Raw genomic sequence first — 23,436 nt, 5'->3', positions numbered from 1 at the left:
CTGTGCGCAAGATCCTGATCGTCGGCGGCGGCTACGCCGGGTTCTACACCGCCTGGAAACTCGAGAAGCGGCTCCGCCGCGGCGAGGCCCAGGTGACCATGGTCGACCCGTTGCCGTACCTCACCTACCAGCCCTTCCTGCCCGAGGTCGCGGCGGGCTCGATCGAGCCCCGGCATGCGGTCGTCGCCCACCGGCGCCACCTCAAGTCGACCCGCATCGTCACGGCGCGCGTCACGAAGATCGATCACGCGACCAAGACCGCCGAGATCACTCCGGCCGAGGGCGAGGCGTGGACCGAGCAGTACGACACGATCGTCATCACCGCGGGCTCCGTGTCGCGCACCTTCCCGATCCCGGGCGTCGCCGACCAGGCGATCGGCCTGAAGTCGATCGAGGAGGCCATGTGGATCCGCGACCGGCTCACCGAGAACTTCATCAAGGCCTCGACCATGAAGCCCGGCCCCGAGCGCGACCGGCTGCTGACCGTCGTCGTGGTCGGCGGGGGCTTCGCGGGCATCGAGCTGTTCGGTGAGCTGCGCAGCTTCGCGAGCTCGCTCGTCGGCGCGTACCCCGAGGTCTCGATGGACGACACGCAGTTCCACCTCATCGAGGCGATGGGCCGGATCATGCCCGAGGTCTCGCTGAAGACCGCCGAGTGGGTGGTCAAGCGGCTCGCCCAGCGCGGTGCCGAGGTGCACCTGAACACGCAGCTCGCAAGCGCGGTCGGCGGCAAGATCGAGCTCTCGACGGGCGAGACCTTCGAGTCGGACCTCATCGTGTGGACCGCGGGCGTCATGGCCACGCCGAACATGCGCAACAGCGACCTGCCGCTCGACGATCGCGGTCGCGTCACGGTGCGCGCCGACCTGCGCATCACGAACGGCGACGACATCGTCGAGGACGCGTGGGGCGCGGGCGACGTGTGCGCGGTCCCGGATCTCACGGGCGGCGGTGTCGGCGGCTTCTGCGTGCCGAACGCGCAGCACGCGGTGCGCCAGGCCAAGCGGCTCGCCAAGAACATCACCGGCATGATCCGCGGTGAGGACCCGGTGGACTATTACCACAAGGGTCTCGGCGCGGTCGCGGGCATCGGCCTGTACGACGGGGTGTTCCAGAGCGGGCGGCTCGCGATCAAGGGCCTCATCGGCTGGTTCATGCACCGCGGATACCATGGCCTCGCGATCCCGTCGTGGGAGCGCAAGACGCGGGTGTTCGGCAACTGGATCATCAACTTCCTGGTGCGGCGCGACCTCGTCGGTCTTCCGGCGCGCGACACTCCGGCCGCGTACTTCCGGGAGTTCGCCTCGCGCCCGAAGGCGTAGCCGCGGGACGCCCTCGCTCAGACGCGCGCGCTCAGACGCGCGCGGTCGACGCGCGCGCCACGAGCCGCACCGGCAGCTTCTCGACGCCGCCGGCGTGCCGCTCGCCCGACATCGCCTGGGTCAGGCGGCGGGCGGCGGCGCGACCGAGCGCCTCGAAGTTCATATCGACGCTCGTGAGCGGCGGGCGCGAGTCGGCGACGACCGCCTCCCAGTTGTCGAAGCCGAGCACCGCCACGCGCTCCGGTACCGGCACTCCGAGATCGCGGAGCGCGTCGAGCGAGCCGCGCGCGATCTGATCGCTCGCGCAGATGATCCCGTCGAGCTCCGGCACCCGGTCGACGAGCGCGCGGGTGGCCGTGCGACCCCACGCCTCGCTCCACGAGCCGTACATGACCTGCTCGACCAGCGAGAGGCCGGCGGCGGCGACCGCGCGCTGCACGCCCTCGGTGCGGTCGCGCGCCGCGAGGTAGGCCTCGTCGCCCGAGATCAGCGCCAGGTGCCGGCGCCCGGTGGTCACCAGGTGCTCCACGGCGATCTCGCCCGCGCTGACGTTGTCGGGCACGAGCGAGGTGTCGTCCGGGTCGAGTGAGGGGCCGTAGGCGTAGATGACCGGGATCGGCAGCTCGCGCCCGAGGGTCGCCCGGGGGTCGGTGTTGGAGGCCACGGCGATGAGGCCGTCGACGCGCCGGTCGAGGAACGCGTGCAGGTGGTGCCGCTGGCGGATCGCGTCCCCGCGCGCGTCGGCGAGGAAGACCGAGACGCTGCCGCTGCCGAACTCGTCTTCGGCGCCCATCAGGATCGGCAGGCTGAATCGGCCGACGAGGTCGTCGGTGAGCAGGCCGACGGTTCCGGTCTGCCCGCGCAGCAGGCCCTGCGCCATCGGGTTGGGACGGAACGCGACCTTCGCCGCCGCCGCAATGACCCTTTCGCGTGTTTCGGGATGCACCTGATCGCGGCCGTTGAGCGCTTTCGAGGCGGTCGCGATCGACACCCCGGCGAGGGCGGCGACGTCGCGGAGGGTGGCGGCGCGTCGCCCGTCGAAGCCGGGATTGCTGGTGGCCACTGCGCATCGCCTCCTTCCGCAGCGCGATCCGGGTAGGCACATCCTAGGGGCTTGACCCGTCGGAGCATGGAAGGCTACAGTCACAGAAAACCTTTTCGGTATTTTCGTATCGGGAGGGTCGGGCACCGTCGCCCTGACGGCGCTTCCTCGCAACCAGAAGGACGTCCACCATGCAGTTCAGCGCAGAACCGCGGCCCTCCCGGCCGTCTCTTCGTCGTTCCGCCCGGATCCTGCGGACCGTCGCCGTCACCGCGGCGGTCGCGACCGCGGCACTCGGCCTCGCCGCGTGCTCCGGCGGCGGCTCCGGCGGCTCCGGCAGCGGCTCGAGCAAGACGATCACGGTCTGGAGCTACTTCTCCGCCGCCGAGACCGCGCAGCGCGGCCTCATGAGCACCTACGCGAAGACGTTCGAGAAGAACCACCCCGGGTACACCGTCGACAACGTCTACGTGCCGTACGACCAGATCCAGCAGAAGACCATCAACGCGGCCCGCGCCCACAAGGGTCCGGACATCGTCGTCTTCAACGGCGCCGAGGCCGGCACCTACGCGCTCGGCGACACGCTGCTGCCGATCGACAAGTACCTGTCGAAGTTCAAAGACGCGTCGCAGATCTCGAAGTCCGTCATCCACAAGGTCGACGGCACCACCTACGCCGTGCAGGGCTACGTCAACCTGCTCGGCCTCTGGTACAACGCCGACCTCATGAAGAAGGTGGGCATCAGCGCCCCGCCGACGTCGATGTCCGAGCTCGAGGCCGACATGGCCAAGGCGAAGGCGGCCGGCTACGCCGGCATCACCGTCTGCGGCCTGCCGCAGGGTCAGGGCGAGTGGCAGGCCTACCCGTGGCTGACCGACGCCGGGTTCAGCTATAAGAACCCCAGCGCGGCCGACCTCACCAAGGCCTTCACCACCGTGCAGAACTGGGTGAACAAGGGCTGGCTCTCCAAGGAGGCCGTGACCTGGGATCAGACCGTGCCCTTCCAGAAGTGGGAGGCGGGCGGCACGCTGTTCGCCGAGAACGGCAACTGGCAGATCGGCGGCGCCAAGACCGACGCGAAGTTCCAGTACGGCGTCGCGCCGCTGCCGCTCGGCGCGCACGGCAAGACCTACCTCGGTGGCGAGGGTCAGGGGATCGGCAAGTACAGCAAGAACCCCGACATGGCGTGGAAGTACCTCGCCGAGACTTTCCTCTCCAAGCAGGGTCAGCTCGACTCGCTGAAGGCCGTGGGCAGCATCCCGTCGCGTGCGGATGCCGCGGCCGACCCGTCGATCGCGTCCGACCCGATGCTGAAGCCGTTCGCCGACTCGATCAAGGAGTTCGGGGCCAACTACCCCGACGACGCGGTCAAGCCCGCCTCGATCGCCGACCTCCAGCTCGCCGTCGGGCAGACCTGGAGCGGTGTCATCGGCGGCACGACGAGCCCGAAGGATGCGGCCGACCAGCTAGCCGCCAAGCTCAAGGGCTACGTGAACTGACCGTCCACTAGTCAGCACCAGACAGTAGGGCCGAGGAGGGGCACATGACCACGATCGATGCGCGTGCCGCGCAGGCGCGCACACCGTCGCGGGGTCGCGTGCCCCTCCCGAGGCGCCGCCGCCGATTCGACCGGCGCTGGCTCGGGGTCATCCCCGCGGTGATCCTGCTCGGGGTGCTCTCGTTCTACCCGCTCAGCCAACTGGTGCGGATGAGCGTGAGCGCGGTGACGACGGCGACGCTCGACGCCGACTGGCCTTTTATCGGGTTCGGCAACATCGTCACCGGATGGCAGCAGGGCGACCTGCAGATCGGCATCACCAACACGCTGCTGTTCGTCGTCATCGTCACCGTGCTCGGCCTCGTGGGCGGGCTCGTCGCGGCGGTGGCGCTGCGCCGCTCCGGGAGGCTGGGCGGCATCCTGCTGGGCCTCATGGTCTTCGTGTGGGCCCTGCCGCCGGTCGTCAACGGCAGCGTCTGGAAGTTCCTTCTCGGCGACGCCGGGCTGTTCAACACGATGCTGCACACGGTCGGCCTGCCGTCGATCCCCTTCCTGTTCGACGAGCACTTCGCGCTCGTCTCGATCGCGCTCGTGAACTCGTGGGCGATCATCCCGTTCAACGCGCTCGTGTTCCGCGCCTCGATCCTCGGCATCCCGGATGAGATCTTCGAGGCCGCCCAGATCGACGGCGCCCGCCCGTGGCAGGAGCTGCGCTACGTGTTGCTGCCCGCCGTGCGGCCGACGAGCCTCGTGCTCGCGGTGCTGACGATCGTGTACGCGTTCCGCAGCTTCGACTTCATCTACGTCATGACCTACGGCGGGCCGGGCAAGGCCACGAACACACTGCCGTTCCTCGGCTACCTGCAGGCGTTCGTGCGCAACGACTACGGGCTCGGATCCTCGACCGCGGTGCTCGCGGCGATCTTCGTGCTGGTTCTGGCCATCGTCTACGCGCGCAGTGTGCGCCGAGAGGAGCTCGAGTCATGAGCGCCGTCGCCGTGTCGCGCGTCACCGAGACCGCCACCGCCACCCGTCGCCGGCCGCGCAACCCGCGGGGTCGCTCGGGGCCGGTCGCGATCATCCTGCAGGTGCTGCTGTTCGTGATGTACGGCATCCCGATCCTGTGGATCCTGCTCACCTCGATCAAGAGCTCCGACGAGGTCATCGGCACCCAGGCCTCGATCATCTTCACGCCCACGCTCGACGCCTACGTGCGGGCGTTCGAGGGTCAGGATCTGTGGCCGGCTCTCGCGCAGTCGCTCATCATCTCGACATCCACGATGGTGCTCGTGCTGGCCGTCGCGATCCCGTGCGCGTACGCGCTGGCGCGGGTCGGCGGGCGGTGGGTGACGATCGCGCTCGCGCTGCTGATCGTGCTGCAGATGATGCCGCAGACCGCCACCGTCATCCCGCTCTTCCAGATCTTCGGCTCGTGGGGGCTGCTCGACAGCACGTCCGGGCTCGTGCTCGCGGATGCCGCGCTGCTGACGCCGTTCGCGATCGTGCTGCTGCGGCCGTTCTTCCGCGCGGTGCCGATCGCGCTCGAGGAGTCGGCATCCATCGACGGCGCCGGCATCGTGCGCCGGTTCTTCTCGATCGTGCTGCCGGTGGCGCGGAACGGCGTCGCGACGACGGCGACCCTGGTGTTCCTCATCTGCTGGGGCGAGTTCCTCTACGCGATCAACTTCCTGCTCTCGCCGGGCACCTACCCGCTGAGCGCGCTGCTCGCGCAGCAGGTCTCGGCGTTCGGCATCGACTGGCCGGCGCTCATGGCGCTGTCGGTCATCACGTCGATCCCGATCCTCATCCTCTTCGCCGCCACCTACCGCCTGCTCCGCGAGGGGCTCACGGTCGGCGCGGTGAAGTGACCCGGCGCTGACCGCGACGCCTTCTGCCCGAACGATCAGAGAACTGCGAATGACCGACACTTCTGCCACCACTCTCGCCGGCCACGGCCGCCCCATCGCGCCGTCGCGCGGCGTCCTGCGCCCGCTCGGCCTCGATGAGGTGACGATCACCGGCGGCTTCTGGGGCGACCGGCAGCGGGTGAACGGCACGGCGCTCATCCAGCACTGCGAGGAGTGGGTCGAGCGCATCGGCTGGGCGGGCAACTTCGACGCGGCCGTCGAGGGCCGGATGCCGGGGGCGCACACCGGCAAGTCGTTCGCCGACTCCGACGTCTACAAGCTGATGGAGGCCATGGCCTGGGAGATCGGCCGCACCGGCGACGCGGAGATGGACGGCCGCTTCCGCGCGCTGACCGCCCGCATCGCCCGCGCGCAGGAGCCGGACGGCTACCTCAACACCAATTTCGGCCGCCCCGGACAGGCCCCGCGGTACAGCGACCTCGAGTGGGGGCACGAGCTCTACAGCTACGGCCACCTGATCCAGGCCGGCATCGCGCGCGCCCGCACCACCGGCGAGGACGAGTTCGTGCAGATCGTGCGCCGGGTCGCCGATCACGTGTGCGAGGCGTTCGGGCCGGACGGCATCCAGAGCGTCGACGGGCACCCCGAGATCGAGGTCGCGCTCGCCGAGTGGTCGCGCTACACGGGCGACCCGAAGTACCTCGCGCAGGCGCGGCTGTTCATCGAGCGCCGCGGTCACGGGGTGCTGGGCGACATCGAGTTCGGCCGCAGCTACTTCCAGGACGACGTTCCGGTGCGGGAGGCGACCGTGCTGCGCGGGCACGCGGTGCGGGCCCTGTATCTGACGGCCGGAGCGGTGGATGTCGCGGTCGAGGACGACGACGCGGAGCTGCTCGACATCCTGCGCTCCCAGATGTCGACCACGGTCGCCCGCCGCACCTACCTGACGGGCGGCATGGGCGCGCACCACGAGGGCGAGTCGTTCGGCCTCGACCACGAGCTGCCGCCGGACCGCTCCTACTCCGAGACCTGCGCCGGCATCGCGTCGATCATGGTGCATCACCGGATGCTGCTGGCGACGGGCGAGGAGGGCTACGGCGACCTGGTCGAGCGCATGCTCTTCAACGTCGTGGCCGCGTCGCCCGCCGAGGACGGCCGCTCGTTCTTCTACACGAACACGCTGCACCAGCGCGAGCCCGGCGCCGTGCCGCCGCCCGACGTCGCGTCGCCGCGCGCGTCGTCGAGCCTCCGGGCTCCGTGGTTCAACGTCTCGTGCTGCCCGACGAACGTCGCGCGCACGTTCGCCTCGCTCGGCGCGTACCTCGCCTCGGTGACGGACGACGGCATCCAGCTGCACCAGTACGCCCCCGCGATGATCGCGACCGCCCTCGGCGATGGCTCGGCCGTGGCGCTGCACGTCGACACGGACTACCCGCGCACGGGATCGATCCGCGTGACCGTCGACGAGACCCGCGAGGAGCCGTGGGCGCTGACCCTGCGGGTGCCGGCGTGGGCCGAGGGCGCGACCGTCGCGGTCGCCGGCTCGGACGCGGTCGCGGTGCCGACCGGGGCGCACGTCGTCGAGCGGTCGTGGGCCGCCGGCGACGTCGTCGAGCTCGAGCTGCCGATGCAGCCGCGCTGGACGCGCCCCGACCCGCGCGTGGATGCCGTCCGCGGCTCCGTCGCCGTGGAGCGCGGTCCGCTCGTGATGGCCCTCGAGTCGGTCGACCTCGGCACGTCGGTCAACGACGTGATCGTCCGCTCGGACCAGCCGCTCGTCGACCACCCGGCCCAGTTCGACGGCGAGGTCTCGGTGACGGTGGTGCCGGAGGCCGTGGCCGACGCGCCCTGGCCGTACGCGAACCCGGCCCCGTCACGCTCGGCCGGGGACGCCCGGTCGGTGAAGCTGATCCCGTACTACCGCTGGGCCCGCCGCGGTCCCTCGACGATGCGGGTGTGGCTGCCGGAGGTGTAGCCCGCGCGATGTCACCGGCGGTGCGTACCGTCGGTGACCATGGCCGGAACGCAGAGCGTGACCGCCCGGCTGGCGCCGTTCGTCGGCCTGCTGGTCGTGCTCGGCCTGGCGGACTCCGTCACGGCGTCGTTCCTGGTGCTGTACTTCACGTCGGGCCTCGGTCTCTCGTCGATCGAGACCGGAGTGGCGACGTCGGCCTCGACCCTGAGCGGGATCGCGCTGACGCTGCTGGCGGGGCGGATCGTCGACCGCCGCGTCAGCCGCGTCCCGCTCGTCGTCGCGCTGCTGATCGCGGCGGCGGGCTTCATCGCGCTGGCCGCAGCATCGGGCTTCGTGCCGGTGCTGCTCGGGGTGCTGCTGGCGGGCGCCAGCGCCGTGGGCTTTCCGCAGGTCTTCGCCCTCGAGCGCGCGTCGGCGACCTCGCCCGGAAGCGGGATGGCGACCGGCGCGCTCCGAGCGGGATGGTCGCTGGCGTGGGCGCTCGGCCCGCTCGCCGCGAGCGTCATCGTCGCCGCGGTCGGCTACCGCTGGCTGTTCATCGTCGGCGGCATCCTCCTCGGGGTCGGCGCCCTCGTGACGGTCGGGCTGAGGTTGCGCCGTCCGAGCGCTGCGCAGAACCCGGATGCGCGGCCGGCCGTGGGCGGGGCGGCATCCGGTGCGTCCATCCGCCGACCGGGAACGCGCCTGACGATCGCGGCCGTCGCCGTCTTCCACCTCGCGATGTTCGTGGGGTCGTTCGCGCTGCCGCTGCTGCTCACCGGACCGGCTCACGCCGATCCGGTGTGGGTCGGCGTCACGTTCGGCGTCTGCGCCGCCGTCGAGGTGCCGGCCGCGTTCCTCGGCAGCCGGCTGATCCGCAACCGGGGCACGTCGTGGATCCTCGTCGCCTGCTCCCTCCTCTTCACGCTCTACTTCGTGGTGCTGGCCGCGACCCCGAGCATCGGGGTGATCGTCGCCGCACAGCTGCTGCGCGGCGTCGCACTCGCCGTGACGGGCGTCGCGGGCATCGAGGCCCTGCGCGAACTGATGGCGCCCCGCGTGGCGGCGGCCGCAGCCGCGTTCGCGAACGCCCTCGCGGTCGGCTCCCTCCTCGCAGGGATCGGCGCGGGCACGGCGGTGCAGCTGACCGGACCGCGCGTCACCACGGCCGTCGCCGGCGGCCTGACCGTCGTGGCCGCCGCCCTCCTGGTGGGCGCCGCACGCCGCCGCCGCCGAGCCGCCGCTCCGGACGCGGAGGTGGATGTGGCGGCCGGGGGAGTGCCCTAGCTTCGCGCGTGCCGATGGGATTCCACGCCTCCCGAGCGCGGTAGCGTCACGTCGACCGCCCCCGTAGCCCAACCGGCAGAGGCAGCCGACTTAAAATCGGCACAGTCTGGGTTCGAATCCCAGCGGGGGCACGTCCGCGACCCCCGCGCGCCGGCCGACGTGTGCTGCGAACCGGACGAGGAGTTGGCGTCAGGCCGGCCCCAGCTCGCTTGATCGAGTGGCCATCGGCTCGTTCCCTTCGTCCTGGGAAGACAGCGCGGCCGAGGGCAGATCGCTCCTGACCTTCTTCTCGATTTCGACCTCGTCCGGTCGACGCAACCGGGGCGGTGCGGCCGACCAGTCCTTGAGGCGTTGACCGATCATTTCGTAGCTCGACATGACCGCGTCCACCACGGAGTCGATGAACCCGTTCCGGCCGGAGGAGCGTGCGGTGCCCATCTTGCCCAGGTAGGTGACCGTGAAGGACTTCAGCTCCTTCGTCGGGTCGGCGATCAGCGTCGCAGGGTTCGCCCGTGCGACGCCGAGCAATTCCGCAGTTCCGGCTCGCTGACGGGCGACGAACGCCTCGACGCGGAGGGAGTCGGGCGAGTCCTTCAGCTGTCGCAGCATCCAATTGACCCGTGTCGTCGCCCTCCCGTCGGTCGGTGCTGTGAGGTCGAAGGAGCAGGTCACCTGTCCCGCGCGAAGATCGGCGGTCACGGTGAGCGGCGAGACGGTGTTCGGGATGCGGACCTGGCCGCGCAGGACGCCGTCGGTTACGAGCATGTTCGTCAGCGCCGTCGTCCGCAGCACAGGGTCCGTCGTTTCGGCTCGCGAGAGCACCTGGGTGACCTCCGCGCCGAGGCGCTGCCCGAGTTTCAGGGACGCGAACCGAAGAAGCGCGTCGAATCGGCCCGCGACCTCGGCCGCGTCCTTGTCGGCCTTGCGGAGAGTGCCCGAGGTCACCGCATCCCGAACGGGGACCCAACTCGCGCCCATGTCCGAGAACTCCAGAGCCCCGGATTTCGGATGCTCGAGATAGCGGATCAGTTCGCCGAGGATCCAGGCCTGGTCCGGGTCGGCCACCCCGCGGAACTCCCGTTGCATCACGGCGAGCGTGAGCACCTCGGACCACGAAAGGTGGTACATCGCAACGGACCGGAGCTTGCGGCCATCGACCACCGTCGGGTGCACGCCGGGCGCGGGCGCGATCTCGTTCGAGATCGTGATGAGGGCGTCGAAGTGGTGTTCACGTGCCACGTCGAGGTAGTTCTCGAGCTGTTCGCGCTGGAGCTCGTTGGTGCCGGTCTTCACCTCGACGAGGGCTACCCAGACCTTCTTGCCCCACTTGACCCGGATCAGGCCGTCGGGAAAGACCTTCTTCCCGCCCAGCTCGAACGGCACCTCGATGAACGTCTCCATCGCGCCGGCCGGTGCCCCGAAGGGCGTGGTCACGGCTCGCCCGTATTCGCGAACGGAGTTCATCACGGCCAGCAGTGCCGACGTCCCTCGCCGTTCTTGCTCCTCGGCTCCATTGATTCCAGAAGTCGGGATGAGGCGGGCGGCGTTCTAGGGCTTCTCTTCGGCCATGCGTTGCTCCAAGTCGTTGAGCGTTGCTCGGAGGGTAGCCGCCATTGCGTTGCCTTCGCACGCGCGACGCGGTTCGGGTGGGGCCGGGAGCCGATCTGCTTCGTCGAGACCGCGTTCGGGGGTCAGAACCGAACCCCGAAGTGATTCCCAGCGGCCGCCATCTACGGTCAGTGGATGGTGCACAGGCCGGGCAGCGGAGGGAGTTCCGACCCAACGCGCCGCGGATCAGCCGGCGACGCTGAGGAACCCCAGCGCGACCGCACGGTCGGCTCGCTCGACCTGACGCACTGGTACACGCCGCTCGGTAGGGCCCTGGCGGCGTTCGTTGCCCGGGTCGCTCGGGGGATCGGTGCGCGTCGGGCGCTCGTCGCGATCCTGGTGATCGGCGTCGCCATCGCCATCCTGCTCAGCTTCATCGCGTCGCGGATCTACGACGCCGTCACCGAGTCCGACGGGGTCGCCGGGCTCGATCGTCCGCTGCTCGACGTCGCGATCCGCCTGAGATCGCCGCTGGCGAACTCGATCGTGACGGGCTACACCGACATCGCCGGGCCGATCGGGATGCCGGTGATCGCCGTCGTCGCGATCCTCGTGCTGTCGCTGCGCCGGAGGTCGTGGACTCCGGCGATCCTCATCGCGGCCGCGGGGCTGGGGTCGCTCGCGATGACGATCGGGGGCAAGGACATCATCGACCGCGACCGGCCGCCCCTGATCGACGCGGTGCGGCCCTTCGAGTTCTCGCCGTCGTTTCCGAGCGGTCACACGCTGAACGCCACGGTGATCGCGGGCGTCGTCGCCTACCTGCTCGTGCTGCGGCAGCAGACACTCGCCGCGAGGACTCTGACGATCGCGGTCGCCGCGGTGTTCGCCGTGTCGATCGGGCTCAGCCGCGTCTACCTCGGGCATCACTGGTTCACCGACGTACTGGCCGGATGGGCGCTCGGGCTCGCCTGGCTCGCTCTCGTCGTGACGGCGCACCGCCTCTACATCACGGTGCGCGCCGCCGGGATCCCGCAGGAACCGCCAGGTCCCGGCGCGGGCCGGTAGAGCCTCGACGCGGGGCGCGCCCGGACATCGGATCGCCCCCACTTGGGGGGCAGGCGGATCCGCGGCAAGGCCCGGACGGGCTCCGATCCGCCGGTAGGGTTCTTGGACCGCCCCCCTTTGTGCTTGGAGCCCGTCCCTTGTTGAAGTCTCTGCTTTTCCCCTTGGTCGGTGTCTCAGCGGTCGCGGTGGGGGTGCTGGCGCTGTCTGCGCCCGCGTCGGCGGCACCGGCCTGCGTGAGTTCGTGCACGGTGACCGTGTCGCCGGGGGCGGAATCGACCTGGGCCGTGCCCGCCAACGCGTCCGACGTGTCGGTGGTCGTTGCGGCAGGTGCGGGCGGTGACAGCACCTGGGGCGCAGCCAACGGGGGCGCCGGAGGGCAGATCACCGTCGACCTGGGAACGCTCTACAACGGCGACACCCTTCACCTGCTCGCGGGTGATCATGGGCAGCGATCCGACGGTGACATCGGAAGCGGCGGTGGCGGTAGTTACATCGCAACGGCTGCCGGGTTCGTGGTAGTCGCCGGTGGTGGTGGCGGCGGTGGCGCGACCGTCGACGGAGGCAGCTCGCCGCTGGGCGGCGCAGGCGGATACTCGACCGCTTCGGCGAATGGCCTCGACGGGACCGACGCGCCCGGATTCCACGCGGCCGGCACCGGTGCCGTCGGCTCGACCCCGGGTCAGCCCAGCACGACTCCCGACGTGATCGTCCGGGGCTCCGCGGGCACTGTCGCATCGGTCGCGTCCGACGGCACGATCACGCCGGGCGTCGGCGGCAGCCCGTCTGCCGCTTACCCCGCGGCTCAGGGCGGCGGGGGCTATGCCGGCGGCGGTGGCGGCGGATCCTCCAACAACCTCGCCCAGTACCCCGACGAAGAAGCCGGAGCCGGCGGCGGAGGGTCGGGCTACCTAGCCGCGGGGCTGGATGCCGTGTCGACCGCCGCGAACGCGGGCGCCGGGTCGATCACGATCACCTACTCGCTTCAACCGACGATCAGCGCCCCCTCGACCACGGTCGTGACGGGGTCGAAGGCGACCACGACGGTCGGAACTCTTGCCCCGGGCACGGAGTTCGCAATCCGGCTCGCACAGACGCAGGCCCAGCTGGGTACCGGCACCATCGACGTCGCCGGCGACCCCGCCACGGTGACGTTCACGATGCCGTCGGTTCCGGCGGGCGACTACACGCTCGAGCTCGTCGTCGGCGGTTCGACCGTCGCAACGAGCGACCCGTTCGCCGTCACCGTCGCCGTGCAGCCGGCGAGCACCGGTGCGAAGACCCTGCCCGCAACGGGCGTCGACGACGTCGCGGCGCTGCTCGCGCTCGCGGTGTTGCTGATGGGTGCCGGCGTCGCGTTCGTGGCGCTGCGGCGTCGACGGGCCTGACGCCGCCGGCGCAGGTCGGCTATTTCGCGCGGCCGTCGCTGTCGTCGTGGGCGTCGTCCGGGTCCGATGCGCCCTGAGGCTTCCCCTCATCCGGGGCGAGCGCGCCGCCCTCGTTCTCCCAGCGGCCGCCCGCGCGTTGAGCCGCGATCTCGGCATCGGTCTTGTGCTGTTTAGCGCGGAGCCTGTCCAGCCATCCCATGGCCGTCACAGTAGCCCCCGACCCGGATGATGTCGCGGTGCGGTATCCGATGAGCGCGGGCGGTGACGTTCCGGGGGTCAGCCGACCGCCCCGCGGTTCAGCGCATCCTCCGCCGCGACCCACGCGAGCATCGCGCACTTGACGCGCGCCGGGTAGCGCGAGACGCCCGCGAGCGCGGCGGCGTCGCCCACGAGATCCTCGTCGGGTGCGATCGCGCCGCGGGAGCGCAGCGCGGTGCGGAAGCCGTCGATGCGCTCGCGCAGCTCCGCCGGCGACAGACCCGGCACGACGACGCTGAGCAGCGAGGCGGAGGCCTGCGAGATCGCGCAGCCGTGGCCCCCCCACCGGCCGTCCGCGACGCGGCCGTCGGTGCCGAGGTGCAGCTCGAAGGTGACCTCGTCGCCGCACGTGGGGTTGATCTGGTGCGAGCTGGCCGCGGTGCCGCCGCGCAGCCCCCGGCCGTGCGGGTGCTTCGCGTGGTCGAGGATGACCTCCTGGTACAGCTGCTCCAGCTCGGTGCTCATGCCGTCCCCCCGAAGAAGGCGACGGCGTCGCGCACGCCGTCGACCAGCCGGTCGATCTCGTCGCGGGTGGTGTAGAGGTAGGCGCTCGCCCGGGTCGTCGCGGTCACGCCGTAGCGGCGGTGCAGCGGCTGCGCGCAGTGGTGGCCGACCCGCACGGCGATGCCGCGGTCGTCGAGGAGCTGGCCCACGTCGTGAGCGTGGATGCCGTCGACGACGAACGACGCGATCCCCGTGCGCGGGGCGCCGGAGTCGGAGCCGAGCACGGTCACCTGGTCGATCGCCGACAGCCGCTCGACCATCTCGGTGCCGAGCTCGCGCTCCCGGGCCGCGATGCGATCCATGCCGATCGCGCTGAGGTAGCCGATCGCCGCCGCGAGGCCGATCGCCTGCGAGACGGGTTGCGTGCCGGCTTCGAAGCGCTGCGGCGGTGCCAGGAACTCCGCGCGCTCCATGGTGACGGTCGTGATCATCGACCCGCCGGTGAGGAACGGCGGCAGGTCGGCGAGCAGCTCGCGGCGTCCCCACAGCACGCCGACGCCGGTCGGCCCGAGCATCTTGTGGGCCGAGAAGAAGAGGAAGTCCACGTCGAGCGAGGTGACATCCATGGGGAGGTGCGGCGCCGACTGGCACGCGTCGAGCACGACCAGCGCGCCCACCCGACGCGCGGCGGCCACCAGCTCCGCCACGGGCGCCACGGTGCCGAGCACGTTCGACACGTGCGCGAACGCGAGCACGCGGGTGCGTGGCGTGACGACCTCGTCGAGGCGGCTCAGGTCGAGCGCGCCGCGGTCGTCGAGGGGGACGTAGCGGAACGTCGCGCCGGTGCGCGCGGCGAGCTCCTGCCACGGGATGAGGTTCGCGTGGTGCTCGGCCTCGGTCGCGACGATCTCGTCGCCGGGCCCGAGCGCGAATCGGGATCCGGCCCGCGCGTTGCCCATGGCGTACGCGAGCAGGTTGGCGGCCGCGGTCGCCCCCGGGGTCCAGACGACCTCGTCGGTCGCGGCGCCGATGAAGGAGGCGACCGTCTCGCGGGCGTCCTCGAAGCGCTCCGTCGCGAAGGCGGCGAGCTTGTGAGCACCGCGGTGCACGGCCGCGTTCTCGGTCTCGAGGAACTCGCGCTCGGCATCCAGCACCGCACGCGGGCGCTGGGAGGTCGCCCCGGAATCCAGGTAGGCGAGCGGATGCCCGTTGACCGCGCTCCCGAGGAGGGGGAAGTCCCGGCGCAGCGCCAGGACTTCGTCATCGGCCAGACCGGCACGGGCATCCGAGGCGGCGACAGTCACGTCTTGATCGTAGGCACCGCGCCCCGGCCCGCGCCGGACGGCCGGGTCAGCCCGCCGACCGCCAGCGCAGCCGCGGGTCGCCGACCTTGTGGGAGCAGACCATCGGGGTGCCCTTGCTGGTGACTCCGCGCGCTCCCTCGGGGGAGCAGAACGCCCCCGGGGTGACCACGCGCGGCGCGGCCGGCTTCGGTGCCGCGGGTTTCGGGGCGGGAGCGGGCGCCGCGGGCCGGGGCGCCGGCGCCGTCGCGGGTGCCCGGGTCGGCACCGGCACCGGCGCGGTCGCGAACGGCGAGGTGCCGGCCGCCTCGCCGGGGCATGCGCTCAGGACGCGGGCCATCGCGTCGCGCTCGGCCTGCGTCACCCACAGGCGGTAGCTGACCTTCACCGAGATCTGCCGCGCGACGTAGCTGCAGCGGAACGACGTCGCCGCCGGCAGCCAGGTCGCGGCATCGCCGTCGCGCTTCTGCTCGTTCGAGTGGGCGTCGACCGCGAGCAGGTTGAGCGGGTCGTTCGCGAGCGAGGTGCGCTGCGCGGTGGTGAGCTGCTGGGCGCCGGTCTGCCAGGCATCCCCGAGCGAGACGACGTGGTCGATCTGCACCTCGGCCGACGTGGTCACGCCGCGCACGAAGTGGATGATGCCGTTCGTGTACGGCGAGACCAGCGTGCCCGACATCACCCGGCACGCCCCCGAGCGCGCGATGCCCGCGAGGTCGCGCGCGAGCACGTCGTTGCGGGTGTCGCACCCGTTGCGATCGACATCCAGCCAGGCGGCGCCGAAGTCGGCCGTACGGTTGTAGCCGGTCATCGGGGCGCGCCCCTTGACCGGCAGCTTCGCCAGCAGAGCGAGAGCCGTCGTGTTGCTCGTCACCGACCGGTCGACGGCGGCGGCGCCGCTCATGGCGGGGGTGGTGACGGCATCCGGGTCGGCGGGGGATTCGTCGCTGAAGGTCGCCGACGGAGTGGGCGTGGGATGCCGCGTCGCGCCCGGCTCGGGCCGCTCCGACACGCTCGACCCCGCCGCACTCGGCGACACCGGCTGACGCGGAAGCGTGACCGCGCCGATCGACGTGAGCACGACGCCGCCGACGAGCACGAGCACGCCGACCGTCCGCGTCGGCAGCCGCAGCCACGACCTCCGCCGCGTCGCGACGACGTAGATCGCGGTGACGAGCACGGCGAGCCCGAGGAACACGAGCAGTCCCGGGAATCCACCGGTCGCGACGAACGGGATCGCGAGCACGCCCATCACGCCGATGCCGACCCACGTCACGACGGGAACCCTCGCCAGCAGCGCTCGCGCGGTACGCGTCGGGTCACCCGCGTCAGGCGTCTTCGCCATGCGTCCTCCTCGTGCTGAGGCATGACGCTATCGGCACGCCCGCGCGCCGGGCCGCAGCCGGCTCGTGGCGATTCGTCGTGTCGCCGGCTGGTGCCGACGCGCCGATCAGGGGCGGGCGGGGGACCGCCGGCGCATCCGGATCGACGCGAGTCCCGATCCGGCGGCCAGCAGGCCGAGCGCGGTGAGCATCGCGCCCCACGCATCGATTCCCGTTGCGGCCAACTCGGGGCGGCTCGGCGGGGCCGGGTCGGCCGTCGTCGTGCAGGCTCCCGAGTCGGCCCCGGCTGCGAGGCCGTAGACCGGGCCGTTCTGCAGTTCGGCGACGTCGGTCGTCGGGAGCGGATCGGTCGAGGAGGTCGCCGGCACTGCGGCGATCTTCCGGATCACGCCGGTGACGGCATCCGACAGGTAGACGGCGTCGCCGATGCGCGCCACCCCGAACCCCGCGGGCACGGTGCCGACGGTCGTGCTCGTGCCGTCCGGATGCAGCCGCAGGAGGTGACCGATCGTGTCGTCGCCCGAGACGGCCACGAGCGCGATCACGCCGCCGTCGTTCAGGATGTCGAGATCCCCCTGCAGCAGCTCCCCGGCGGGGAGCGCGGTCAGGCTGTTGTAGCTGGCCGAAGCGCCCGGCCCGGTGACGGTGAAGGCACGCGTCACCGTGCCGGTCGTCGGGTCGATCGAGAGGACGGTTCCGGAGCCGTCGATCGGGCTTCCGTAGATCGTGCCGTCGTCCGCACTGACCGCGATGTCCCCGAGCACCCGGATGACGGGGACGCTGGACAGCACCGTGGCGCGGAGCATCAGGAAGGTGATGAGTACTTGATGCTATGACCTCGGCCCCCCCGTCGCGCCGGCCGTCGCTACTGTGTGCGCATGGTGGATGGCCAGCTGGGAGAGTTCCTGCGCGCGCGGCGCGAGGCCGTCCATCCCGCCGACGTCGGGCTCGAGACCGGCGTGCGCCGTCGCCGGGTGCCGGGGCTGCGACGCGAAGAGGTGGCGCTGCGCTCCGGGATCAGCGCCGAGTACTACATCCGGCTGGAGCAGGGGAGGGAGCGCCGCCCGTCGCCGCGGGTCGTCGCGGCGCTCGCGCGTGCGCTGCTCCTCGACCACGCGGCGGAGGACTACCTGCGCCTGCTCGCCGGTCTGTCGCGCGACCCGCAGGGGCGGCCGCTCACGACATCCGCCGACATGGCCGCGCTCGTCGGCTCGCTCGCCGGCACCCCGGCGTTCGCGCATGACCGAGTGCTCGAGGTGATCGAGTCGAATCCGCTCGCGCGGGCCCTGTCGCCGGTGTTCTCGCCCGGGGTGAACCTCATGCGAGCCGTCTTCCTCGACAGCCGGCTCGGCGAGCTCTATCTGAACCTCGACGAGATGCGGATGCGGCTGGTCGCCTATCTGCGCCTCCAGGCGGCGGCGCCTCCGCAGGATCCACGGCTGGCGCCCCTCGTCGCCGAGCTGAGCGACGCGAGCCCGGACTTCGCGGCGCTGTGGGCGAGGCACGACGTCACACCGGCGTCCTCGGGGGTGAACCGGATCCACCATCGGCTGGTCGGCGACTTCGAGCTGCGTTTCGAGCGGTTGTGCTTCGCCGGCAGCGACGACCCCGTGCTCGTCATCTACCACGCCGCGCCGGGCACGCCGGGCGAGACCGCACTGCGCGAACTCGCGCGGCTCGGCGCGCCGCTGCCGTCCGCTCAGAACCCCTTGGACGACATCCAGTCGAGGCAGACCTCCGCCACCTCGCGCCAGCCGGCGTCCATGGTCAGCGAGTGACCCTTGCCCGGGAACTCGTGGAAGTCCGTGACCGACGGTCCTGAGGCGTAGAGCTCGACGACGGCACGCGTGACCGTGAGGGGCACGGTGTGGTCCTCGGTGCCGGATGTCAGCAGCAGCGGGCCGCGATCCGCGACGTGGGTGTCGACGGCGGCGGGCGACGTGCGCGAGAAGTTCGCGGTGGCATCCTCGAACAGCGGCCGGCCGGGGCCGGGGATCGTCCACTGCTCGAACAGCGCGTCCGACTCCTCCTCCGTGATCGCATTGCCGAAGCTGTAGTGGAACTGCTTGGCCGTGAGGGCGACCGTGCGCGATCGGTTGGCGGGATTGCCGAGCACCGGCAGCCCCGATCGCAGCTGCGAGAACGGCAGCTTCGTCACGCCCTTGATCGGCGCCGGGTCGATCGCGACGGCGCCGACCACGTAGTTGTTGGCGAGCAGCTCCTGCGCGATGAGGCCGCCGAAGGAGTGGCCGACGACGAACGGCTTCTCGGGCATCGCCTCGATCAGGTCGGCGTAGTGCCGGCAGATCGCCTCGATGCCGACGTCGTTCATGCCCGACGGGTCGTCCCGGGTCTCGGCCACCGTGTCGCGGTCGCCCGGCCAGCCCGGCGCACTCGAGGTGTACCCGCGCTCGGCGAACAGGGCGGCCCACGGCGCCCAGGCGCTCGAGTGGATCCAGAGCCCGTGGATGAACAGCACGTGCGGCTTCGACATGTCTTTCCCTTTCGTCGGGGGTGGGTGGGGGCCTACAGGGTCTTGACGAATCCGCCGTCGATCAGGATGTCGGCACCGGTCACGTTGCCCGCTCGGTCGCTCGCGAGGAGGAGCACGAGATCGGCGACCTCCTCGGCGGTGGTGAAGCGGCCGGTCGAGAAGCCGCCCTGCTCGGCGATGGCCTCGGACCGCGCCGTGTCGACGTCGACGCCCCGCGACGCGGCGATGGTGGCGGCGACGCCGTGCTCGCCGAGCCAGAGGTCGGTCGCCACCGGCCCCGGGCTGATCGTGTTGAAACGCAGACCGGCCGGACCGAACTCCTTCGACAGGGCCTTGGAGACGTTCCAGAGCGCCGCCTTGGCCGCCGAGTAGTCGATCACGCCCGGGTCCGGCAGGAACGCGTTGACCGACGCGATCGTCACGACGTTGCCGACCTGCGCACGCACCATCGCCGGGATCGCGGCCCGCGTCATGCGCACCGCCGCGAGGAAATCGAGGGTGAGGGTCGCCATCCACTCGTCGTCGCCGAGCGCCAGGAAGCCCTCGGTGCGCAGCTTCACGCCGCCGACGTTGTTGACGAGGATCGTCGCGCCGCCGAGCGCGTCGGCCCGCTCCACGAGGGCCGCCGGGGCCGCCTCGGCGGTCAGGTCGACCTGCACCGGATGCACCCGGCCCTCCGCCTCGAGGGCCAGCAGCTGCGGCGTGACCGTGCGGGAGCCCGCGACCACGTGGGCGCCCTCCCCGGCGAGGGCGCGGGTCGCCGCGAGCCCGATGCCCCGGCCCGCACCGGTGACGATCGCGACGCGGTCGGCGAGGTGCAGGTCCACGCGGCCCCCTCCGGGTCGGAACGGATGAGCTCACCGTAGGGCGGCCCGCCCCGGCTCCAGAAGGCAGCGGTTCTCCTGGTACTGCGACTGCTACCCGGGTACCGGTGGCCCGGGCGTTCAGGCCGGGCCGGTGAAGAAGGTGCCGGGCTCCAACTCCGACAGGGCCAGCCAGTCCGGATCACGGCGTCGGCCGGATGCGGCGTGCGGCATCCGGAGCTCCCACGCCGTCAGGGGGCGCTCGTCGACGCTCAGCACCAGGCCGTACAGCGTCGCCAGGACGTGCATGCAGGGCGCTTCGCGGGTGCGGCAGGTGCAGATCGCCTCGATCTCGTCCGGCGGCACGGCGACGGTCAGGCCGGCGGCGGTCAGTCGGCGGTGGACGTGGTCGGGGATGTCGCCCGTCGTCAGGTGCTCGCGCTCCGACGCGAGGAGGGCCTCGGCGGTCGCGGCCTCGGCATCCGTCCACGGGGGCACGCGCAGCCGCACGGAGTGCTCCCGACGGCCGTCGGCGATCGTCGCGGTGATCGTCGACGCGTCGACGGCGAGCGCGCTCTCCTGGCGATGCGCGATCGCCCGGGCACGGGGCAGCCGTGGGTCGGGCCGCCCCGCGGTCGGTTCGACCGTGCGCAGCCACGCGTACCCCCAAGCGGTCGCACCGAGCTTCGGCCGGGCCGTCATGGCCGCATCCGGAGGTCGAGCACCTCGCGCAGCTCGCGATCCGGCAACTTCGTGAGCGCCGCCGTGGGGTCGCCGGAGATCAGCTCGGCGAGACCCTGCTTCTCCTGGTGCATGCGGTCGATGTAGTCCTCCACGGTTCCCTCGGTGACCAGCTTGTAGACGTTGAGCGTGCGCCGCTGTCCGATCCGGTGCGCCCGAGCGGTCGCCTGCTCCTCGACGGCGGGATTCCACCAGCGATCGAAGTGCACGACGTTCGAGGCACGCGTCAGGTTCAGCCCGAACCCGGCGGCGCGCAGGCTCAGGATCAGGAGGGGCGAGGCGTGGTCGTCCTCCTGGAACGCGCGGATGAGCTCGTCACGCTGCGCCGGCGCGAGCCCACCGTGCAGGAAGGGCACGGCGTCGATCCGGAGCGCCGACGCGAGCCCGGACGACAGGAGCTCGCCCGTCCGGCGGTACTGCGTGAACACGAGGGCGCGCTCCCCGTCCGCCACGACCTCGCCCAGCATCTCGCACGTGCGGTCGAACTTTCCGGACCTCCCGGGTTCGAGTGCGGGCTCCCCGGCCTCGAGGGCGGGATGGTTGCAGATCTGCTTGAGCTCCGTCAGCAGGGCGAGCACGCGTCCGCTGCGGCCGAATCCCGAGCCCAATCCGGCGGAGAACGCGCGCTCCACGGCCTCGCGATAGAGCGCGACCTGCTCCGGGCTGAGCGTGCAGACGACCGTGGCGTCGATGCGAGGCGGCAGGTCCTGCGCGACATCCGCCTTCCTGCGCCGGAGGAGGTGGGGCGCGACGACGGTTGCGAGCGTCGCGGCGGCCGACGCGGAGCGGCGTTGCCGGATCGGGTTCACGAACCGCTGCCGGAACCGGCCGCGGGCGCCGAGCGCGCCGGGGTTGGTGACCGAGAGGATCGACCACAGCTCGTCGAGGTCGTTCTCGACCGGCGTCCCCGTCAACGCGATCCTGCTGGTGGACGGGAGCGCGGATGCCGCCCTGGTCACCTGCGTGTCGGTGTTCTTGAGCTGCTGGGCCTCATCGAAGACGGCGACATCCCAGTGCCGGCTCCGCACCGCCTCGTCCGATCGCAGCAGCGCGTAGCTGGTGACGACGACGGTCCGCGGTTCCGGGCGAGCCGGCAGGCGCCGGTCGGGTCCGTGGTACTCGAGCACGTTCAGGCCGGGTGCGAAGTGCTGGATCTCGCGTCGCCAATTCGCCAGCAACGATGTCGGGCACACCACGAGCTGCAGGCTCTGGGGCTGCCGGGTCGCGAGCACGGCGATGACCTGGAGCGTCTTGCCGAGCCCCATCTCGTCGGCCAGCACACCTCCCTGGCCGGCGTCGACCTTCTGCAGCAACCAGGAGACCCCGTGCACCTGGTACGGCCGGAGGGTCGCCGTGACGTTGGCCGCCCGGAGGGCCTTGAGCGTCGACAGCGCACGCGCGTACTCCCGGACGAGCGCCCCGGGGGCGGCGATCGCCGACTCGTCGGCGTTGAGAACGGCGTGACCGGCCGGCGGCATCGCCGCGACCACGGCGGCGAAGGCGTCCTCCTCCGACCCGGAGCGCGCCGAGCGGAGGACGATGCGGCTCGCCTGCCGCCAGGCCCGCGCCGACATCCCGAGCGCACCGACCCGGGTCGTGGCCGTGAGGGCGGATGCCGCCTCGGCGACGGCGGTGATGCGGGCCTCGACATCGATGGGGCCGACCCGATCACCGACGATCCCGGCGAGGCGCAGCGCGGCGCGGCGCCCGGGCGGGAGCCCGGCGTGCTCGAGGGCGGCGTCGATGTCGGCGACGCCCCACCAGGCGAGGCCGTTCTCGGCGGGGACGTAGGTGGCCTGGAGCAGGGTGGCGGGGGGCTGGGTGGCGTGGGGCCGGGTGGCATGGGGCAGCGTGCGGATGAGGACCTCCGGGATGCTCGGCGTGCGTCGGGCGCGCAACGCTACCGAGGTGCCCGGAAGGCCACCTAACCCGCGAAAACGCAAGAGCGGGCGGGGTCGCTACGCGGGCAGCGTGGGCGCGAGCCCGAACGCGGGAATGACCGTGTTCTCGAAGCGGCTCATCGCGGCGATCCGGTCGCCGGCGATCGTGATCGTCATCAGGCCGGAGGTGACGAGGCCGTCGGGCGTGTGCACGTAGATGCCGAACGCGGGCTGCCCGTTGGCGCGGGTCGCGATCAGGCGGTAGCGGCGTCCGGCGGCGAACAGCAGCGCGCAGAACCGGCCGACGAGCTCGCGGCCGACGTACTCGAGCGCCATGGGCGGCATCGACATGAACACGTCGTCCGTGAGCAGCGCCACGAGCGCGTCGAGGTCGCCGGCCTCGTAGGCGGCGACGAACCTCGACACGACGACTGTCTCGGCGGACGATGCGGATGCCGCCCGCTCCTCGCGCGCCCCCTCGCCCGGCAGGGTGCGCCGCAGGTTCGCCCGCGCCCGCTTCAACGCGCTCGCGACCGATTCCACCGTGCCGCCGAGCATGTCGGCGACCTGCTTCGCGGGGAAGCCGAGCACGTCGCGCAGGATGAGCACGGCGACCTGCCGCGGCGGCAGCAGCTGGAGCGCGGTGATGAAGGCGAGCGAGATGGACTCGGTCCGCTCGGAGCTCTCCTCCGGACCGGGCTCGCGAGCGGTGCCGTCCAGCAGCGCGTCCGGGTAGGGCTCGAGCCAGGGCACCTCTCCCAGCTGCGTCGGTTCGGGCGGCTGCACTCCGGGGATGTCCCACTCCCGCGCACGGCGCCGGCCGGCCGCACGCCGCACGTTGAGGCAGCGGTTGGTCGCGATCGCGTACAGCCAGGTGCGCAGCGACGAGCGCCCCTCGAAGCCGCCGAGGCCCCGCCACGCGGTGAGCAGGGTCTCCTGCACCGCGTCCTCGGCGTCGTGGAACGAGCCCAGCATCCGGTAGCAGTGCACCTGCAGCTCACGCAGATGCGGCTGGGTCATCTCACGGAAGGCCCGATCGTCGCCGGCACGGGCCCGCGACAGCAGCTCCTCCGGCATCACCGTCGTCATTGTCGCATCGCTCCTCGTCGGTCGTGAGTGGTGTCCACCGGTGGTGACACCGCCGGCGGCGGAAATCGGGCGGTGCCGGCGCCCGATTCCGCCGACCCGCGGTGTCTGCACCTC

21 protein-coding genes and 1 tRNA gene are annotated in these 23,436 nt (G+C 71.7%); 10 read left to right on the top strand and 12 right to left on the bottom strand.

Going from position 1 to position 23,436, the window contains the following annotated elements:
• Positions 1-2: 2 nt before the first annotated feature.
• Entirely contained in the window at positions 3-1,322 is a 1,320-nt protein-coding gene (locus tag ABD285_RS15215; RefSeq protein WP_284254777.1) for an NAD(P)/FAD-dependent oxidoreductase, read from the top strand.
• Between the two features lie 31 nt (positions 1,323-1,353).
• Here ABD285_RS15215 and ABD285_RS15210 read toward each other — a convergent pair whose 3' ends face one another.
• On the bottom strand, positions 1,354-2,385 hold the full coding sequence (locus ABD285_RS15210) for a LacI family DNA-binding transcriptional regulator (protein WP_284254778.1): 1,032 nt from the start codon (positions 2,383-2,385) through the stop codon (positions 1,354-1,356).
• A 170-nt stretch (positions 2,386-2,555) separates the two neighbouring features.
• On the opposite strand from ABD285_RS15210, the gene ABD285_RS15205 reads away from it, so the two are divergent.
• The 6 genes from ABD285_RS15205 to ABD285_RS15180 all read left to right on the top strand — a co-directional run bounded on the left by ABD285_RS15205 (position 2,556) and on the right by ABD285_RS15180 (position 9,102).
• Positions 2,556-3,863 (top strand): sugar ABC transporter substrate-binding protein, encoded by a 1,308-nt coding sequence (locus ABD285_RS15205; protein ID WP_284254779.1) that lies wholly within the window; start codon positions 2,556-2,558, stop codon positions 3,861-3,863.
• Positions 3,864-3,907: 44 nt separating this feature from the next.
• On the top strand, positions 3,908-4,849 hold the full coding sequence (locus ABD285_RS15200) for a carbohydrate ABC transporter permease (RefSeq protein ID WP_344203304.1): 942 nt from the start codon (positions 3,908-3,910) through the stop codon (positions 4,847-4,849).
• A complete protein-coding gene (locus tag ABD285_RS15195; protein WP_344203302.1) occupies positions 4,846-5,730 on the top strand; it encodes a carbohydrate ABC transporter permease in 885 nt (294 codons plus the stop codon). The genes ABD285_RS15200 and ABD285_RS15195 overlap by 4 nt, the downstream gene beginning before the upstream one ends.
• 49 nt (positions 5,731-5,779) lie before the next feature.
• Positions 5,780-7,705 (top strand): glycoside hydrolase family 127 protein, encoded by a 1,926-nt coding sequence (locus tag ABD285_RS15190; RefSeq protein ID WP_344203300.1) that lies wholly within the window; start codon positions 5,780-5,782, stop codon positions 7,703-7,705.
• 39 nt (positions 7,706-7,744) lie between these two features.
• Entirely contained in the window at positions 7,745-8,971 is a 1,227-nt protein-coding gene (locus ABD285_RS15185) for an MFS transporter (protein WP_344203298.1), read from the top strand.
• Between the two features lie 57 nt (positions 8,972-9,028).
• Positions 9,029-9,102: transfer RNA gene (locus tag ABD285_RS15180), tRNA-Leu, on the top strand.
• 58 nt (positions 9,103-9,160) lie between these two features.
• Here the strand turns inward: ABD285_RS15180 and ABD285_RS15175 are convergent.
• Complete coding sequence (locus ABD285_RS15175) at positions 9,161-10,405, bottom strand: hypothetical protein (protein WP_344203296.1); 1,245 nt, start codon at positions 10,403-10,405, stop codon at positions 9,161-9,163.
• Positions 10,406-10,714: 309 nt separating this feature from the next.
• On the opposite strand from ABD285_RS15175, the gene ABD285_RS15170 reads away from it, so the two are divergent.
• Positions 10,715-11,587, top strand: a complete 873-nt coding sequence (locus tag ABD285_RS15170) for a phosphatase PAP2 family protein (protein ID WP_284254786.1) — start codon at positions 10,715-10,717, stop codon at positions 11,585-11,587.
• 233 nt (positions 11,588-11,820) lie between these two features.
• The gene (locus ABD285_RS15165) at positions 11,821-12,972 is read left to right on the top strand and encodes an LPXTG cell wall anchor domain-containing protein (protein WP_344203294.1); all 1,152 of its coding nucleotides are present in this window, start codon (positions 11,821-11,823) and stop codon (positions 12,970-12,972) included.
• A gap of 19 nt (positions 12,973-12,991) precedes the next feature.
• Here ABD285_RS15165 and ABD285_RS15160 read toward each other — a convergent pair whose 3' ends face one another.
• The 5 genes from ABD285_RS15160 to ABD285_RS15140 all read right to left on the bottom strand — a co-directional run bounded on the left by ABD285_RS15160 (position 12,992) and on the right by ABD285_RS15140 (position 17,121).
• Positions 12,992-13,171 (bottom strand): hypothetical protein, encoded by a 180-nt coding sequence (locus ABD285_RS15160; protein ID WP_284254788.1) that lies wholly within the window; start codon positions 13,169-13,171, stop codon positions 12,992-12,994.
• Between the two features lie 77 nt (positions 13,172-13,248).
• Entirely contained in the window at positions 13,249-13,695 is a 447-nt protein-coding gene (sufU, locus tag ABD285_RS15155; RefSeq protein ID WP_344203292.1) for a Fe-S cluster assembly sulfur transfer protein SufU, read from the bottom strand.
• On the bottom strand, positions 13,692-14,978 hold the full coding sequence (locus ABD285_RS15150; protein ID WP_344203290.1) for a SufS family cysteine desulfurase: 1,287 nt from the start codon (positions 14,976-14,978) through the stop codon (positions 13,692-13,694). Before ABD285_RS15150 ends, sufU begins: the two co-directional genes overlap by 4 nt.
• Positions 14,979-15,024: 46 nt before the next feature.
• Positions 15,025-16,317, bottom strand: a complete 1,293-nt coding sequence (locus ABD285_RS15145) for an HNH endonuclease family protein (RefSeq protein ID WP_344203288.1) — start codon at positions 16,315-16,317, stop codon at positions 15,025-15,027.
• Between the two features lie 105 nt (positions 16,318-16,422).
• Positions 16,423-17,121 carry a hypothetical protein gene (locus ABD285_RS15140; RefSeq protein ID WP_344203286.1) on the bottom strand — a complete coding sequence of 233 codons (699 nt, stop codon included), beginning with the start codon at positions 17,119-17,121 and terminating at the stop codon, positions 16,423-16,425.
• 72 nt (positions 17,122-17,193) lie between these two features.
• Here ABD285_RS15140 and ABD285_RS15135 point away from each other — a divergent pair, with 72 nt between their 5' ends.
• The gene (locus tag ABD285_RS15135; protein WP_344203284.1) at positions 17,194-18,093 is read left to right on the top strand and encodes a helix-turn-helix transcriptional regulator; all 900 of its coding nucleotides are present in this window, start codon (positions 17,194-17,196) and stop codon (positions 18,091-18,093) included.
• On the opposite strand, the gene ABD285_RS15130 is transcribed toward ABD285_RS15135, so the two are convergent.
• The 5 genes from ABD285_RS15130 to ABD285_RS15110 all read right to left on the bottom strand — a co-directional run bounded on the left by ABD285_RS15130 (position 18,015) and on the right by ABD285_RS15110 (position 23,322).
• Positions 18,015-18,809 carry an alpha/beta hydrolase gene (locus ABD285_RS15130; RefSeq protein WP_284254793.1) on the bottom strand — a complete coding sequence of 265 codons (795 nt, stop codon included), beginning with the start codon at positions 18,807-18,809 and terminating at the stop codon, positions 18,015-18,017. The two genes, ABD285_RS15135 and ABD285_RS15130, sit on opposite strands and share 79 nt — an antisense overlap.
• A 32-nt stretch (positions 18,810-18,841) precedes the next feature.
• Positions 18,842-19,636 carry an SDR family NAD(P)-dependent oxidoreductase gene (locus ABD285_RS15125; protein ID WP_284254795.1) on the bottom strand — a complete coding sequence of 265 codons (795 nt, stop codon included), beginning with the start codon at positions 19,634-19,636 and terminating at the stop codon, positions 18,842-18,844.
• A gap of 117 nt (positions 19,637-19,753) precedes the next feature.
• Positions 19,754-20,314, bottom strand: coding sequence for a hypothetical protein (locus ABD285_RS15120; RefSeq protein ID WP_284254796.1), 561 nt, complete (start codon positions 20,312-20,314; stop codon positions 19,754-19,756).
• Positions 20,311-22,251, bottom strand: a complete 1,941-nt coding sequence (locus tag ABD285_RS15115) for a DEAD/DEAH box helicase (RefSeq protein WP_344203281.1) — start codon at positions 22,249-22,251, stop codon at positions 20,311-20,313. The genes ABD285_RS15120 and ABD285_RS15115 overlap by 4 nt, the downstream gene beginning before the upstream one ends.
• Before the next feature lie 60 nt (positions 22,252-22,311).
• Positions 22,312-23,322 (bottom strand): RNA polymerase subunit sigma-70, encoded by a 1,011-nt coding sequence (locus tag ABD285_RS15110; protein WP_284254798.1) that lies wholly within the window; start codon positions 23,320-23,322, stop codon positions 22,312-22,314.
• Positions 23,323-23,436 lie beyond the last annotated feature (114 nt).

The sequence above is a fragment of the Pseudolysinimonas kribbensis genome, from assembly GCF_039531715.1.
Lineage (GTDB): Bacteria > Actinomycetota > Actinomycetes > Actinomycetales > Microbacteriaceae > Pseudolysinimonas > Pseudolysinimonas kribbensis.
Note: the sequence above shows the minus strand (reverse complement) of the source record. Positions and strands in the feature narration are given on the sequence as shown.